General features: G+C 44.4%; 9 protein-coding genes. 4 read left to right on the forward strand and 5 right to left on the reverse strand.

Features of this window, described 5'->3' with window-relative positions:
• Nucleotides 1-10: 10 nt before the first annotated feature.
• Nucleotides 11-262, reverse strand: a complete 252-nt coding sequence (gene rpsP / locus EYR97_RS20135) for a 30S ribosomal protein S16 (protein WP_131095552.1) — start codon at nucleotides 260-262, stop codon at nucleotides 11-13.
• 441 nt (nucleotides 263-703) lie between these two features.
• Here rpsP and EYR97_RS20140 point away from each other — a divergent pair, with 441 nt between their 5' ends.
• From EYR97_RS20140 to EYR97_RS20155, 4 genes are all read left to right on the forward strand, one after another.
• A complete protein-coding gene (locus tag EYR97_RS20140) occupies nucleotides 704-1180 on the forward strand; it encodes a hypothetical protein (RefSeq protein ID WP_131095553.1) in 477 nt (158 codons plus the stop codon).
• A 184-nt stretch (nucleotides 1181-1364) separates the two neighbouring features.
• On the forward strand, nucleotides 1365-3131 hold the full coding sequence (locus tag EYR97_RS20145) for an ABC transporter transmembrane domain-containing protein (protein WP_404840978.1): 1767 nt from the start codon (nucleotides 1365-1367) through the stop codon (nucleotides 3129-3131).
• A 98-nt stretch (nucleotides 3132-3229) separates the two neighbouring features.
• Nucleotides 3230-4303 (forward strand): efflux RND transporter periplasmic adaptor subunit, encoded by a 1074-nt coding sequence (locus EYR97_RS20150; protein ID WP_131095555.1) that lies wholly within the window; start codon nucleotides 3230-3232, stop codon nucleotides 4301-4303.
• Nucleotides 4296-7409 (forward strand): efflux RND transporter permease subunit, encoded by a 3114-nt coding sequence (locus EYR97_RS20155; RefSeq protein ID WP_131095556.1) that lies wholly within the window; start codon nucleotides 4296-4298, stop codon nucleotides 7407-7409. Before EYR97_RS20150 ends, EYR97_RS20155 begins: the two co-directional genes overlap by 8 nt.
• 64 nt (nucleotides 7410-7473) lie before the next feature.
• Here EYR97_RS20155 and EYR97_RS20160 read toward each other — a convergent pair whose 3' ends face one another.
• The 4 genes from EYR97_RS20160 to EYR97_RS20175 all read right to left on the reverse strand — a co-directional run bounded on the left by EYR97_RS20160 (nucleotide 7474) and on the right by EYR97_RS20175 (nucleotide 14019).
• Nucleotides 7474-7878: a TerB family tellurite resistance protein gene (locus EYR97_RS20160; RefSeq protein WP_131095557.1), complete on the reverse strand. Its 405-nt coding sequence runs from the start codon at nucleotides 7876-7878 to the stop codon at nucleotides 7474-7476.
• Nucleotides 7879-8474: 596 nt separating this feature from the next.
• On the reverse strand, nucleotides 8475-9692 hold the full coding sequence (locus EYR97_RS20165) for a phosphoenolpyruvate carboxylase (protein WP_131095558.1): 1218 nt from the start codon (nucleotides 9690-9692) through the stop codon (nucleotides 8475-8477).
• Nucleotides 9689-10324, reverse strand: coding sequence for a condensin complex protein MksE (locus tag EYR97_RS20170; protein ID WP_131095559.1), 636 nt, complete (start codon nucleotides 10322-10324; stop codon nucleotides 9689-9691). The genes EYR97_RS20165 and EYR97_RS20170 overlap by 4 nt, the downstream gene beginning before the upstream one ends.
• Nucleotides 10321-14019: an ATP-binding protein gene (locus tag EYR97_RS20175; RefSeq protein WP_131095560.1), complete on the reverse strand. Its 3699-nt coding sequence runs from the start codon at nucleotides 14017-14019 to the stop codon at nucleotides 10321-10323. The genes EYR97_RS20170 and EYR97_RS20175 overlap by 4 nt, the downstream gene beginning before the upstream one ends.
• Nucleotides 14020-14185: the final 166 nt, after the last annotated feature.

A 14185-nucleotide genomic window follows, 5' to 3' on the forward strand; every position in this document is an offset into this window, starting at 1 on the left:
TAATAACAGCTTACGCTGCAGATTTTTTCGCTTCTTTTACCAAGCTAGAAACGCGATCTGATAAGCTCGCGCCTACGCCAACCCAGTATTCAACACGCTCTAGATCGATGCGAAGACGTTCCGCTTGACCTTGTGCAGTTGGGTTGAAGAAACCGATGTTTTCAATGAAACGACCGTTTCTTGCACGACGGCTATCAGCCACCACTAGTTGATAAAATGGACGCTTTTTCGCGCCACCACGCTGTAAACGAATAGTAACCATAAATGCCTCAAACTCGTTGTAGCGTTACCGTTAACTTAAGCCTTCGTTTAACGACTAAAAAATAGACGCCATTTAGAAGGCCGCCGAATTATACGGATATAGGCAAGTAATGCAAGGGAAAGTCAGGTTTTTGATCGTTAATTTACGCATTTTCGGCCTAATGTTCGAAAACGCTAAATTTTGAGGCAATACAATCATTAAAAGCACTCATTCAACTTGTGCATTGATAAAATTGCTTCGGCACTCAATTTTGTAGATGTTATTGCAAGTTGTTAACAGTCGTACTTAACACTCTCCACTATTCGACTTTGAATTAAAACTTAGCTAGGCTACGAAATGTTCAAGGCTCATTCTTTAAATTCGATTGGATATGAATAGCGTTTTGGATAGTTTGTTAGCCCCATCTAAGTAATGAATATCAAACAGTAAAGGATTACCACTATGAAATTAAAAACCATTTTTTCCGCCTTATTACTTACCCTACTCGGCGCCTGTAGCAATATTATAAATGATTATGTGCCTCAAGCTGATATTGATGCAGACAAAGCTCGTATCGATTTTTTTGCTCAAACGTCCAAAAATGAGAAAGAATATGTTCGGTTGTTATGTTGGAATAAAAGACCAAGCGACGTACTATCGATAAGAAATATTGATGCTGGTGAGCACAATCTTTACTTTTACGCTACCGTTGTTGAATCGAAGTATACCCCGTTAGTCGCTATCGGACGGCTTGATGCATCATTAAAAGGCGGTAAACGTTACTCACTTTTGCAATCTCGGCAAAATGAGAACATGAAAATTTGGTTAGCAGAGTCAGATACTGGAGTATTGGCTTCCGATATTATTAACGTCAAATTAGAAGCTCCTAAGCCTCTCGGAAATAGCGTAATTGAGAACTGTAAGGAAGGAACAATATAATCTTTCTTTACTAAAACTCTCAGATTCAGGGTAGATTCCATTCGTCATTTACCCTGAATCTATTCACAGCTGTCGTAAAAATCAATCACCGCCGACCTTTTCTTCGTATACTGCGCACTATGAAGCGACGCAAACTGAGGTCATTTTGACAAAAGCAGTAAGTTTGATCACAACAAAGCAAGTAATGGGCTGGATCATCAGTCATCTACTCCAATATAAAAGCAAAGTAGTAGGCGCTGTTATTGCGTTATTTACAGCTGCCTTTGCTTGGTTGTTATTGGGTCAAGGTATTAAGTATGCCATTGATAATGGCTTTACAGACGGAACATCAGAACTGCTCAACCAGGCTATTGTCATCGTATTAGCCATTACCGTTGTGGCGTGTTTAGCAACTTATGCTCGATTTTATTTGATGACATGGCTAGGGGAACGCGTAAGCGCCGACATACGCAATCAAGTTTATTCACACTTACTTTCATTACCCCCTTCCTTCTTTGCTGAACTTCGTACAGGCGAAGTTATCTCTCGCTTCACAAGCGACACCACCATTATACAAACAGTGGTTGGTATGAGCTTATCTATGACACTGCGCTCTGTTGTAACATTTGTAGGCGCACTTGCATTAATGGGCTTATCAAGCCCACTGTTAACCTTCTGTGTGATTATTGCCGTCCCCGCTGTATTAGTTCCCATAAAGGTATTAGCCCCACAAGTTCGTCGTTATGCAAAAGAAAGCCAAGATAAGGTCGCTGACTTAGGTGCGCGTATTGACGAAAGCTTACATGAAATCATGACTGTCCAAGCCTACACCGCAGAAGCGAGTGAAAGAGCACATTTTGCCAAGCAGGTAGAAGCTGTGATGGACATAGCTCAAAAGCGTATTCACTACCGCTCATTACTTATCGGTTGCATCATGTGTATTAGTATGGTTGCCATCATCTTTATCGCTTGGGTTGGAGCAAGACAAGTTCTCAGTGGGGCAATGACCGCCGGTGAACTTTCTGCCTTCCTTTTTTACGCTGTGATGGCCGGTGGCAGTATTGCAACAATTAGTGAAGTGATTGGCGAAGTACAACGTGGTGTGGGCGCCAGTGAACGCCTTTACGAGCTTTTGAGTGCCAAGCCTGACATTATGTCTCTAGGTCAAGAAGACTTTCTAGCAGACACTACGTCGTCGACCTACAAAATTACAGCGGTGTCACATTTACCTAACGATAAAAAAGCACCGCGCATTCAAATTGAGCAAGTAAGCTTTGCTTATCCAGGCAGTAAGCCACTCTTTCAAAATCTTTCTATTGATATTAAAGCTGGGGAGCGCCTTGCACTGGTAGGTCCAAGCGGCGCGGGAAAAACAACACTATTCCAGCTATTGATGCGATTTTACGACCCTAGTGCAGGCACTGTTTTATTTGACAACTCGCCTATCAACGAAATGCCCATCGAATACCTGAGAAAGCATGTCGCTATCGTCACGCAAGAGCCTATAGTGTTCGCCACTTCAGTGATTGAAAATATACGATACGGTAAACCAGAAGCTACAGACGACGAAGTTGTGATAGCGGCTAAGCAAGCCTTTGCACACGAATTTATCGACAATCTTGAAGACCGTTACTATACGCAACTAGGAGAACGAGGAGTTAAGTTATCTGGCGGACAAAAGCAGCGTATTGCCATTGCGCGTGCGATATTAGCAGACCGCCCTATCCTTTTATTAGATGAAGCCACCAGCGCACTTGATGCGATGAGTGAGCGTATGGTTCAACAAGCCATAGACCGTCTTATGGTGGGTAAAACCAGTATTGTCATTGCACACAGACTTGCCACTGTTCAACACGCAGATCGCATCATCGTAATGGATAAAGGCAATATCGTTGGTATGGGTGACCATGCTTCACTCATGAAAAGCGATACCCTGTATAGGGAATACGCTGAACTGCAATTGCTTAGCTGAACTGCGTATGGTGCTATACCGTACAAAATAAAAAGAGCTTAACGGCTAACTTTTAATCAAAAAAATTATCAAAAAAGATAAAACGCTACGGGTTTACAATGAACAATTCATTTCTTAAGGCCGCAAAGAGGCGAACGCACCTTTGCGCATTAATTGCATTAATTTCGCTAAATGCAATAGCACCATTTGCCAATGCGCAATTCATGGGCGATAGACAGGCCAAACTGGTCGTCACCAAGCCCATTGAGTTTATGAGCGAAACTCGCAATGTCGAAGCAGTGGGTAGTGCAGAAGCCGTGCGATCAATTGTACTTTATTCTGCGGTTGCAGACGAAGTGACAGAAGTAAACTTCGTGCCAGGTCAAGCAGTGGAACAAGGTAAAGTACTGGTACGCCTCGACGACCGCAGACAGCAAACCGCCCTAAAACGCGCCAAGCTCAACTTTGAAGAAGCACAACGCAATTTGGTTCGTTTGTCGGCAAGCTATAAAAAAGGCGCTATTCCAATAAGCGAACTGGACCTTGCGCGAACGCAACACGAATTAGCGCAAGTGGCCGTTGAAGAAGCACAAGCCGATTTAGAAGATAGACAAATTGTTGCTCCTTTTGATGGGGTTGTAGGCATTACTGACGTTGAAGTTGGCGACAGAATTAATGAACAAACTATGATCACTACGCTAGATAACCGCAGTAAGCTTTTTATTAACTTTAAGGCGCCAGAAGCAGCATTATCGGTATTGCTCAATGCACCGTTAGTAACCTTAGAGCCATGGAGCGATCGCGAGAGAACAGTAAAAGCTGAAATTGCACAAATAGATTCCCGCATCAACGAAGCAGACCGCACATTGCGCGCCAAAGCATTGCTTGATAATTCAGATGATGCCTTTCGTCCGGGTATGAGCTTTCGCGTTAATTTAAGTATTGAAGGCGACCGTTTCGCAGCTATACCGGAAGCAGCACTATTATGGGGTGCTACAGGCGCTTATATTTGGCTTGCAAAAGACGGAAAAGCACAGAGAGTTGATGTTAATGTTCACCAACGCTTAAGAGGTACAATTCTTGTGTCCGGTGAAATTCAAGAAGGTGACAGTCTCATCGCAGAAGGTGTTCAACGCTTGAGAACAGGTCAAGCGATTACGACCGAATTGGCTGGAGGGCCTTCAGGTGAGTGATAGCCAGCTTTCTTCATCAGTAAACGACCTACCTTCACTATCAATACGTCGCCCAGTTCTGATTGTCGTTCTAAACCTTCTTGTTGCGATTGCCGGTTTGGCTGCACTCAGTGGACTAGAAGTTCGTGAATTACCTGATGTTGATACGCCGCAGGTTACCGTTACTGCGAACTTTCCAGGGGCTTCCCCTGAAACCGTTGACGCTGAAGTTACAGGACGCCTTGAAGGTGCCGTGGCTCGTGTTAGTGGCGTCAAAAGTATCTATGCGCAAAGTGAGGAAAACTCTGCGCGAGTACGCGTAGAATTTCGCCCCGGTGTAAACCTTGAAGATGCTGCTAATGAAGTGCGCGAATCAGTTAGCCGTGTTCAACGCCAGCTACCTGAAGATGTAGAGCAAGTCGCTATCATACGTGCTGACAGTGATGCTCAAGCCGTGGTAAGCCTCGCTATATCTAGTGACACATTAGACATGGAAACCTTAACTGAGCGCGTAGATACCGACGTGGCACCCATGTTCTTAAGTATTCCAGGGGTTGCCGATGTAACCTTGAACGGTGACAGAGAACGTGTTCTGCGTGTATCAGTTGATCCATTGCGTCTAACAAGCTTTGGTTTATCGATGAGTGACGTGGCAGACGCCCTGTCTTTAGCGCCGTTTGACGTTCCAGCAGGAAGTATTCAATCAGCAGATCAAGCGCTCATTGTGCGCGCTGATGCTACATCAATTACCGCTGAAGATGTGGGTGATATTGTGGTTTCTGGCGACATTCGTATCAATGATGTTGCTAGTGTCTATTTCGGACCAGCCGATACCTCTAGTGTTGTGCGTTTGGACGGAACACCGGTGATCGGTGTGGGTGTCATTCGTCAAGCCAGTTCTAATACTATTGAAATTTCCGATGAAGTCTTAGCAATGGTTGAAGATCTCGACAAGCGCTTTACCGATATGCATATAGTAGTCACAGCTGATGACGCTGAATTTATTCGCGACTCCGTAAAAGAAGTGGTGGTATCCCTTAGCCTAACCATTGCATTGGTCGTGGTAACGCTATTGGTATTTATCGGCTCATGGCGCGCAACCATTGTCCCCGCGTTGTCTATTCCAGTTTCACTAGCTGGTGCTTTAGCCATCATTTGGGGAATGGGCTTTTCTATAAATATCCTTACGTTACTCGCACTAGTACTTGCTACCGGTATGATTGTAGATGATGCCATCGTTGTATCGGAAAATATTCAGCGTCGCCGCAGTATGGGGTTAGGGGCAAGAGCCGCTGCGGTAATTGGTACACGGGAAGTATTTTTTGCGGTAGTTGCAACAACCGCTGTCTTAGCATCCGTATTTATTCCCATTGCGTTTTTGCCATCAACCGCAGGGCGACTATTCCGAGAGTTCGGTGGCGTACTGGCAGGTGCAGTGATCATTTCATCGTTTGTAGCACTGTCGCTTGTTCCAGCGTTAACCGCCAGACTCAAGGTAAAAAACAATACAACAACAGGATTGTTTAGCCGTACTTTTGGACGCTTTGGGAATGCCTGTTTACGCGTATATCAAGCTTCACTATTAAAAGCCCTTAAATACAGTTGGCTTGTAGGCATTCTAAGCCTTGCTGCAGGTGGCGGCGCGTATTTGTTATCGCAGTCTATCGATAATGAATTGTTGCCTAGTGAAGATAGAGGAACCATTCGCATTTTTGCTCGTGGACCTGACGGTGCAGGACTTAACTTCATGGATAGGCAAGCGGAGAAAATGGAAGAACTACTCTTGCCGTATGTCGACAATGGCACTATCGACTCAATTTACACCATTGTTGGTCGATGGGACCCGAATATCGTTTTTATTACAGCACCATTAAAACACTGGGACGAGCGCGATAAGTCACTACAAGACGTAGTAAATGAAATTCGTCCTAAGCTACAGCAAATACCAGGTGCCCCCGGCAATGCCTTTGGTGGTAATAGTCTTAACTTGCGCGGCCAAGGCGGTGGTATTGAAATAGCGCTAACCGGTGATACGTATCCTAATATTTTCGAAGCATCACAAGCTTTTGCTCGTCAGCTAGAAGATACGCTTCCTGAATTGGGGCGCCCGCGCATTAGCTACGACCCTACGCAGCCGCAAATGCGGGTCAACATTGACCGTCGAAGAGCCGAAGAACTAGGTGTACCGCTTACGGATATTGCCAGTACATTACGTGCAGCAGTCAATGGTAACGACATTGCCGACTTAAATGTGGGTGATCAGTCTATTCCAATTATGTTACAAACCAATAATCGCAATACTATCAACCCGTCAGATTTGACCAGTTTGTACGTAAAAAGTACCGATGGTAATTTGGTGCCACTCTCAAGTGTTGCCTATATCAGTGAAGAAGGTGTGGCCGCTGAATTAGAGCGCCAAGCGCAACGAAGAGCGATAAAAATTGATATGGAGCTTCCTGAAGATGTGGCATTAAGTGATGTTGTGGAGCGCATTCGTACACTTGCTCAAGAGTCATTACCCGACGGCATTGGACTAGTCTTCTTAGGTGAGGCACAAACCTTTGAAGAAACGTCGCGGCAAGTAGCGTTAACCTACGTTCTTGCGTTTATCATCGTCTTGTTAGTACTCGCTGCACAGTTTGAAAGTGTCAACAGTGCAGTTGTTGTAATGTTGACCGTTCCTTTCGGCATCGCAGCAGCGATTTATGCACTATTTTTAACGGGCACAAGTATCAACGTATATTCGCAGATTGGACTTGTGATGCTAATTGGTTTGCTAGCCAAAAATGCGATTTTGTTGATTGAATTTGCAGACCAATTACGCGACCAAGGATATAGTGTCTATGATGCAATTGTCGAGGCAGGCAAAGTACGCCTTCGTCCTATTATGATGACTCTGGTATCGACAATTCTAGGTGGCTTACCGCTTATTTTGTCAACGGGTGCAGGCGCAGAAGCGCGTAACGCCATAGGCTGGGTAGTATTTGGTGGCTTGGGGATTGCCGTGGTCTTTACGCTCTACCTTACACCTGTGCTTTATCTTGCATTAGCACGCTTTACTAAGCCACGCGCTGATGAAAGCGCTCGACTTGAACGCGAAATGGAAGAAGCGCAAGCTCAGCAGTAAGCTGGGTTGTTTTTATTTCAAGCAAAAGCGCGGTCTACGTTTCTAGACCGCGTTTGATGTTGGTTTATTGCAAAGTGCCTTTACCCGAAATCAGTGCCTTCGCGAGGAATTTGTGCGTCAGCAAGGACAATAACTCGGTCTCTTCTTCACTGCGCTCGCCATCAACTCCGGTTATTGCCATAGCGACTTCAAGGGTCTTTTCAGCATCAAAAGACAGGTGCTGCTTTAAACTTTTTAAATATGAGATTGTATCGCCGGTATCAATGGCTTTTCTGGTTTGATAAATGGTGTCGGTAAGAAATGCCTCGGGACAAATTGGACTTTGCCAATCTAACGAGTCTACCACCGAGTTGAGGTAATCCTGCTCTGACAGAGTTACCATACCGTCCACCTGATAAAGCAATACTGATAGCTTTATTAGTGCTTGATTGAAATTTTGTTGCTCTGATAGTTGTTCTGATAGCTGCATAATTTTTTTCCTGCTCGTACCTTATACATTCGGTACCACTACTCACCCGCTTCCTGCTGGGCATGATGTTTTAATGCCATTTTTGTATTATGTATCTAGGCTAAGCTTTCAAATTGACAATAGTATTACGTGTCAATTTAAAATCTAGGTCACAATATTCACAATACAAAATTTACAAAGCATTAACACTTGACATTATTATAGTTGAAAGAGAGTAAAAACCAAGCCTAACGTCACCAACTATGACATTTAGTAGTAGCCGAAAGTTTCATTTAAGGACACAATTGTTAAAAAAATGTATTTCCCTAAAAGACTCATTAACTGAGTTTGAGTGGCACTCTTTTAAGAGTACTTTCCTGTAAACAGGTATACCTTGAATTTGGACAAGAAGTATTGCATCGGCAGGTTTAGGCAATAGGAATGGCGTTGTAGGCGCGGATATTCATTCAAATGAGCGAATAGAATATGTTCGGTATATAGTCGATACAATAATAGTAAAGACAACATCATGGATGCCATAGCGCTTGATATAAATCAGCGCAACAGTGGGCATCCTGATGTAGTCCGTGATACAGGTACTGAGGAAGCGAAAAGGACTAGCGTAACCCCAAAGTAATGTCGTTTATATAGAAGTTACCTGTATACACTTTATCGTTACTGCCGTGAGGCTCTAGTGCGAAAAACTGCTTATCTTGTTCATCAAGTGCTTGGTATCCACCGATCACTTGGTAAATCCATACTTCTGGATCGAACCCAAGAGCATGCTCTTCAAAGTAGTCTAGCGCTGTTTTCGGTTGTCCTGAATCAATAACATCACAGAAATAGGCTTCTACTGCTTGTTGTAACGGGTCTTTTTCAAGCGATACCGTTGATTGTTCTGTAACATCAATATCAACAGGTTTGGTATTTTCATGTTTTGTTTGCCGCTTGTGGACATGATGTAGCGATGCCACTATCTGCTGATATTCCACCTCTTGTTCGACGTTATTCACATCTGGCGCAGCCGGAGCAATAATAGATTGGGTGCTATTGAATAGCACAGGAACGTGAGTGAGATTTGCGTAATTGCCCGGCGCGAAATCAGGTTGCTGCTCGACATGAAGTAAGAAACCTTTTAGCAAACGCGTTCGCCCTTGAAACTCTCGAAAGCGCCCTAGCAAATCAAGTAATCTAGCTTGAACGACCGACAGTTCTTGTGCTGCTTTAGCAAAGCGTTGTTGCAGCGACACCACAAGCAAGTGACGAAGCTCGCGGTTAGAGCCTGCTAGTTCACTGAGTTCGTCAAAGCGGAAACACTCCAACTGAGAAAGCAGATCTGTAACTTGGCCTTGGGCCAACTCATTTTCACGTATTTTTGCTTCAACTGAAGATACATATCCGAACTCATTATTAATGCGACCAAACATAACCCTTACACTGTTGCTGAGTGACTCTGACAGTTGATAAACGTGTTCTGTCAAATCCCCCATGTGGGCCGCAGCTTCATTGTATTTATTGTAATGGAGTGCTTCTTTGTAGTGTTCCGTTAGGGTTTTAAGGCTGGCCAGCGATGCCCCAATATTGGCATTTATCGTACGATTTCGCTCGTCTTGCAAACTGCCTTCAAGCAAGGTTCTGACAGCGCTTTTCAAACGCAACTCACTTTGCGCTTCAGGACGCCATAACACGCCTAACTGCACTAGCTGTTCAAGTACTTTAGGGCTGTGCTCTCGCTCGGTGACCGACCCGTTAATATAGGCTTGCATGATAAGTTCACTATGCCGGCCCAACGCATTGAGTAATTTAGTGCCGGCTTGAATCAAAACCTGACTCATATCAAGCTACCCTGAGCAATAGCAGCTTCTGCTTGTTCCGATAAACTCAAGGCTTCGGTTTCATCAATGAAGCGTAACATTTCATAAAGGTGTTCTATTTTCCCTGTACCTAAATAAATTTGTTTATCTGGGTTAGGTTTCATCAAATAGCCCAACTCTGTAAGCCGTTTAAATACTTGCTTTAACTGGCCATCTAAATTAACACTGGTAGAGCCAAACATGCGATACCGCGATATTTTTTCTAGCTGTTCTGCATAGGCAGGTGTGTCTTCAATGGTGGTTTGCAACTCATTTAAACGAATTGCGCTGCCCATGGTGATCGGCATATCCGATTCGTTGGCTTGTTGCACTAACAAGAGCCATTCCACCAATGGTACTAAATTAGAAGTCGTGTCCTGAAACTGCTGAGTCAGTATCTTTCGCTCAGGCTCACCAATGGAGAGGTAACTGGCAAAAAACACGTCGCCCTCTGCCGTTGTCGACAGCGTGCGGTTTAGCAGTGCTAAGTGCGGCTCCAATTGGGCTGCATTATCGCGGCTTTTTAAGAATCGCCACGCTTCTTCGTCGGTAATCTGACATATAAACGCACCTTGCAATAATGCACTTAGCACACGGCCTTGTTCAGTCATCATATTGACGTCTCCTCACTTACAACTTCACTACTTTTTCTCGCTTGGATACGCGCGGCAATGGCACTCGCTTTTGGCTGCACGACTTGCAGTTGTCGGGTTACCTTATCGATGAGGTAACGATTTTCAAATAACGTTAGCACTTCTGACTCAGGGTTAGGGAACGCCCCCACCACACTGATATTATTATTCTGACAAGCGTCAAAAATTTTCTTCACATTACTTTGGTGAAGCGTGCCTAGTTCGTCAATGGGCCAATGCACTGTCGCCTCAGCGTCACCGCGTAACAAACGGGTGAAAGCCAAAAGAAATTTACACAAAATAAGGTAAGCCATACCATGACTGGATGATTCATTAAGTTGACGGTCGGTGCGTATGACTAAATCACTGTTGCCTTCGCGAAGGTGAAGTTCGATGTCCAGAAGTTTGCTGATACCACCGGTTAGTGCAGCGCGACCAAGAATATCCAGAACACGGCGCATACTAAGCCCATACTCTTCTTCTGGTAATTCGTTGGCGCCCGCTTCCATCCAGTGTTCATAGAGCTTTCTGAACTGCTCCAATTCTGGCCAGAACTCCAATTCGCTGATCCGCGAGCGGATTTTAACCGCAGAATCTGACACACCATCAAGGAACAGCTCACCATCGACTTCTTGAGTAATTCTGCGACTTTGCGACACAATGCGTTTATCAATGTCGGCAAGTACAAAATAGTACTGAGAAAGGTCAGCGCCAAAAATGCGGCCTTGTTCACGTAAGCCCTGCAGCTTTTGCGGAACAATTACATTAAGCAGTTGAGCAAGGTGAGATACCATCCGACGATGGTCAAAACTTTTCACGCCATGGGCATTTAACGTTGCACATTCTTCGCGAGCACGCTCCCACGTGTCAGATAGTCCAGTCCCCGCTTGAGCAGCAATGAGTTGGTCGAAACGCTCAACATAAGCGCGAATATCGCTTAACAGGTTATCTCGCTCTTGAAGTTGACTTTGCACTTCAGAAATGCGCTGCCCTATACTGACATCGTCATGTTTTATATCGGCAGTTTCATCAGCAGCATGCAACGTAAGTTTAGCCAAGGTTTTGCTTAAGGTTTTAACCTGCTCAGCATACTCACCAGCCGTTTTATACACGGCCTCTAACTGGACTTGTTGTTCTTGTAGCTGTTCGCGGGTTGCTTTATAGGTACTTTGCTTACTGGCTAGATTGCGCTCAGACTCCCCTAACAACTTACGTGACTTTGACAAACCTTCTTGCCATACCACCTTCTGTTTGGTGAATACATTGGTGTACCAACGCTCGTAATCGGCCACTTTGTGACGGTGTAATTCCGTGCGACTTATGCTGTCTTTAAGCGCGTTAATTTTCTTCTTAAGTTGCCCTATTTCATCAACGTCTACACCGCGATTGTTAAGCTCGCTTTCAAGCCAATCTTGCATGTCCTTGCGATCTTTTGCTGCGTTATCTTTTGCCTTTCGCATATCGGTATCAAGCTGCGAAATACGCGCTTCACTGTCGGCAATAAGCTGCTGCCAATGGAACTTGTGCTCCGTTTCTGCTTCACGCTGCTGATCTTTAATTTCGTCACGGCTTAGTTCAAACTGCGCTTTAGCTTGATTTTGCGATTGCTGATTAGCCTCTAACTTCGCTTTCGCTTTTTGTTTACGGCCCGATAACGCTTGTTGATATTCGCTAAGTACTGTGTCGCGGTCTTGCTGTGCACGCTTTCTACTTGCTTCGGCACTTTTTACTGTATTTTCTTTCTGCGTAACCACTAACTCAGCATTGCGCACATCTTCATTGGCCTTAGCCAGACGTTGCTCACATTCATTCTGTGCAGCTAAGGCCGCCGCCTGACGAACCTCTGCTTCTTGTAGTTGTTGCTTTAACGCCTGTTCGGTAAGTGCATAGTCTGGCGTATCCAGCTCAGACAGGGATAATTTAACGCCCATGAATGCGTCACTGACACTACCTTTTTCAGGTGCAAGGTCGGTTCGCTCTAGCAATTCTGGTCGAATTACTTTACCTAAGGACAGTTCCCAATCATCAATATTCGCTCTCAAAAACTCAAGCAAAGAACCTTCACCCGGATACAACAAACCATTTATTTTAGAAACAGCTTTTTCTTCTTGTTGGAACGCGAGACGCGCTTTGTCCAGTGCATTCGAGCAGTCTTTGCGATATTCAATAGCTTTTGTGTGAGACTTCTGTGCAACTCTTAATTCTGAACGCGCAGTATCTTCATTAATCGATGCTTCTTTTATAGCAGCATCGAGGATATCTAATTGCGATTGTTCAAACTCGTTATAACCTGCGTTACTCAAAGAAGCTTTTAACTCGGCTTCAGCCACTTTAAGTGCATTGATATTGCCTTGATAATCCGCTTGAAGAGCACTTAATTGGCCGTTGTAGTCATCACTGATGCGGCGCAAAGCTTCTCGTTCATTTTGCTGTTGTTCAGCTTTGTTTTCGGCGGCTTCTTGTCGTGCGCCGGATAATTCTTCTAGCGTAATAGAGAGCTTCTCACCTAACTCAGCTAATCGCTTGTTGTATGCTGATTCAATATCTTGGTGTTTTTCGGTGAGTAACACATATCGGCTGTCGGCAAGGGATTTTTCATTTTGCCATTGTGATAAGTTTGCAACGTCTTCTTTTAGCTGCTCAATATTTTCATCTTGCCACTTGTCGAACTCGCGCTCGACTGTATCAAGCTCAGTGGTGTATTTTTCAACATCAGCGCGCGCTGACGATATGACTTGGTTTAGGTGATCCCGCGTATCAGCCCATTCGCTATCAGTCTGCTTGCGCTGAAAGCTATTTTCATCCAATTCATTTTTTGTCGTTTCAATTCGCGCAGCCAAATAGGTTTTGTCTAGTTCGAAGCTGTGCTTCAAGTTAGCAAGTACTTGCTCTGCACTGGTCAACGCCATATCTGCTTGTTCAAGCTTTGAGAATTCAGGGCGGATCTTGTCGAACTGTTTAATAAGATGACATTCTTTAATCCAGTCATCTACGCGATTACGACTTAGCCCCGATGTTGGCGGCGTAACACCATCTTCTTCTAGGATGGCCGCAATCATCGCTTTGATGGTTTCCATTTTGCCTTCTTTCGAGTGTACGGCTTTTGCCAGTTTCTCGATGTGGCGCATGTGCTTAGATGGCTCGCACAAACTGAAAATCTTTGCGTATCCTAAAAGTTCACGTGCATTATTGGTTTGATTCAATACACCGTGGTCGTTTTGAATTATTGCGCGAAAATCCTTAGTATTTAGTAAACTAGTTACCATGATGTTATTGCGCTTCATTGCGCGAGCCAATTCGGCGCTACTCACACTGGCGTGCTTACCACTTTTTTGTTCAATCAAATAGTCACTGATATCAAAAGGTTTGCCAACTAAACGATAATTTACTCCTGTGCCGTTAGACGTTAATACGGCCTGACACAAGTCACCTTCTGCGCGGGTATATTCATAAATGATAAAACTCGATTGGCGAGGCAAGTACCAACGCTCAAAACTATCGCGAGTAGCAGGTACAACACGGCTTGGGTACTCACCATAAAAAACGGGAATAAGTCGCTGTAGGGTAGTTTTACCCGACGCATTTGTACCACAAATGTTGGTGTGTCCATCAAGCTTTAGCTCGACTACGCCTGGCAAATGCGTGTCTATAAGAATTATTCGTTTTAAGCCTGCCATAGTGTTCCTGTATCAATTAAAACGCTGCCAGAGCTCGCCTTGAACTCATAAAACAACGTAAGAAATATGTGCATAATTTTCATACCGTGTAATGTTAAACAGCCAATGACGTTTTTTATATGAAGTCACCAAACATGTTTACACGCGGTTCGAATTGAGCTGGTCA

Source organism: Alteromonas sp. KUL42 (assembly GCF_006538325.1).
In the GTDB taxonomy this organism is placed as follows: domain Bacteria; phylum Pseudomonadota; class Gammaproteobacteria; order Enterobacterales; family Alteromonadaceae; genus Alteromonas.

Excerpts from the sequence above, each read along its gene's own strand:
- rpsP (WP_131095552.1), bottom strand. The coding sequence starts at position 262 with ATGGTTACTATTCGTTTACAGCGTGGTGGCGCGAAAAAGCGTCCATTT.
- EYR97_RS20140 (WP_131095553.1), top strand. The coding sequence starts at position 704 with ATGAAATTAAAAACCATTTTTTCCGCCTTATTACTTACCCTACTCGGC.
- EYR97_RS20145 (WP_404840978.1), top strand. The coding sequence starts at position 1,365 with ATGGGCTGGATCATCAGTCATCTACTCCAATATAAAAGCAAAGTAGTA.
- EYR97_RS20150 (WP_131095555.1), top strand. The coding sequence starts at position 3,230 with ATGAACAATTCATTTCTTAAGGCCGCAAAGAGGCGAACGCACCTTTGC.
- EYR97_RS20160 (WP_131095557.1), bottom strand. The coding sequence starts at position 7,878 with ATGCAGCTATCAGAACAACTATCAGAGCAACAAAATTTCAATCAAGCA.
- EYR97_RS20165 (WP_131095558.1), bottom strand. The coding sequence starts at position 9,692 with ATGAGTCAGGTTTTGATTCAAGCCGGCACTAAATTACTCAATGCGTTG.
- EYR97_RS20170 (WP_131095559.1), bottom strand. The coding sequence starts at position 10,324 with ATGATGACTGAACAAGGCCGTGTGCTAAGTGCATTATTGCAAGGTGCG.
- EYR97_RS20175 (WP_131095560.1), bottom strand. The coding sequence starts at position 14,019 with ATGGCAGGCTTAAAACGAATAATTCTTATAGACACGCATTTGCCAGGC.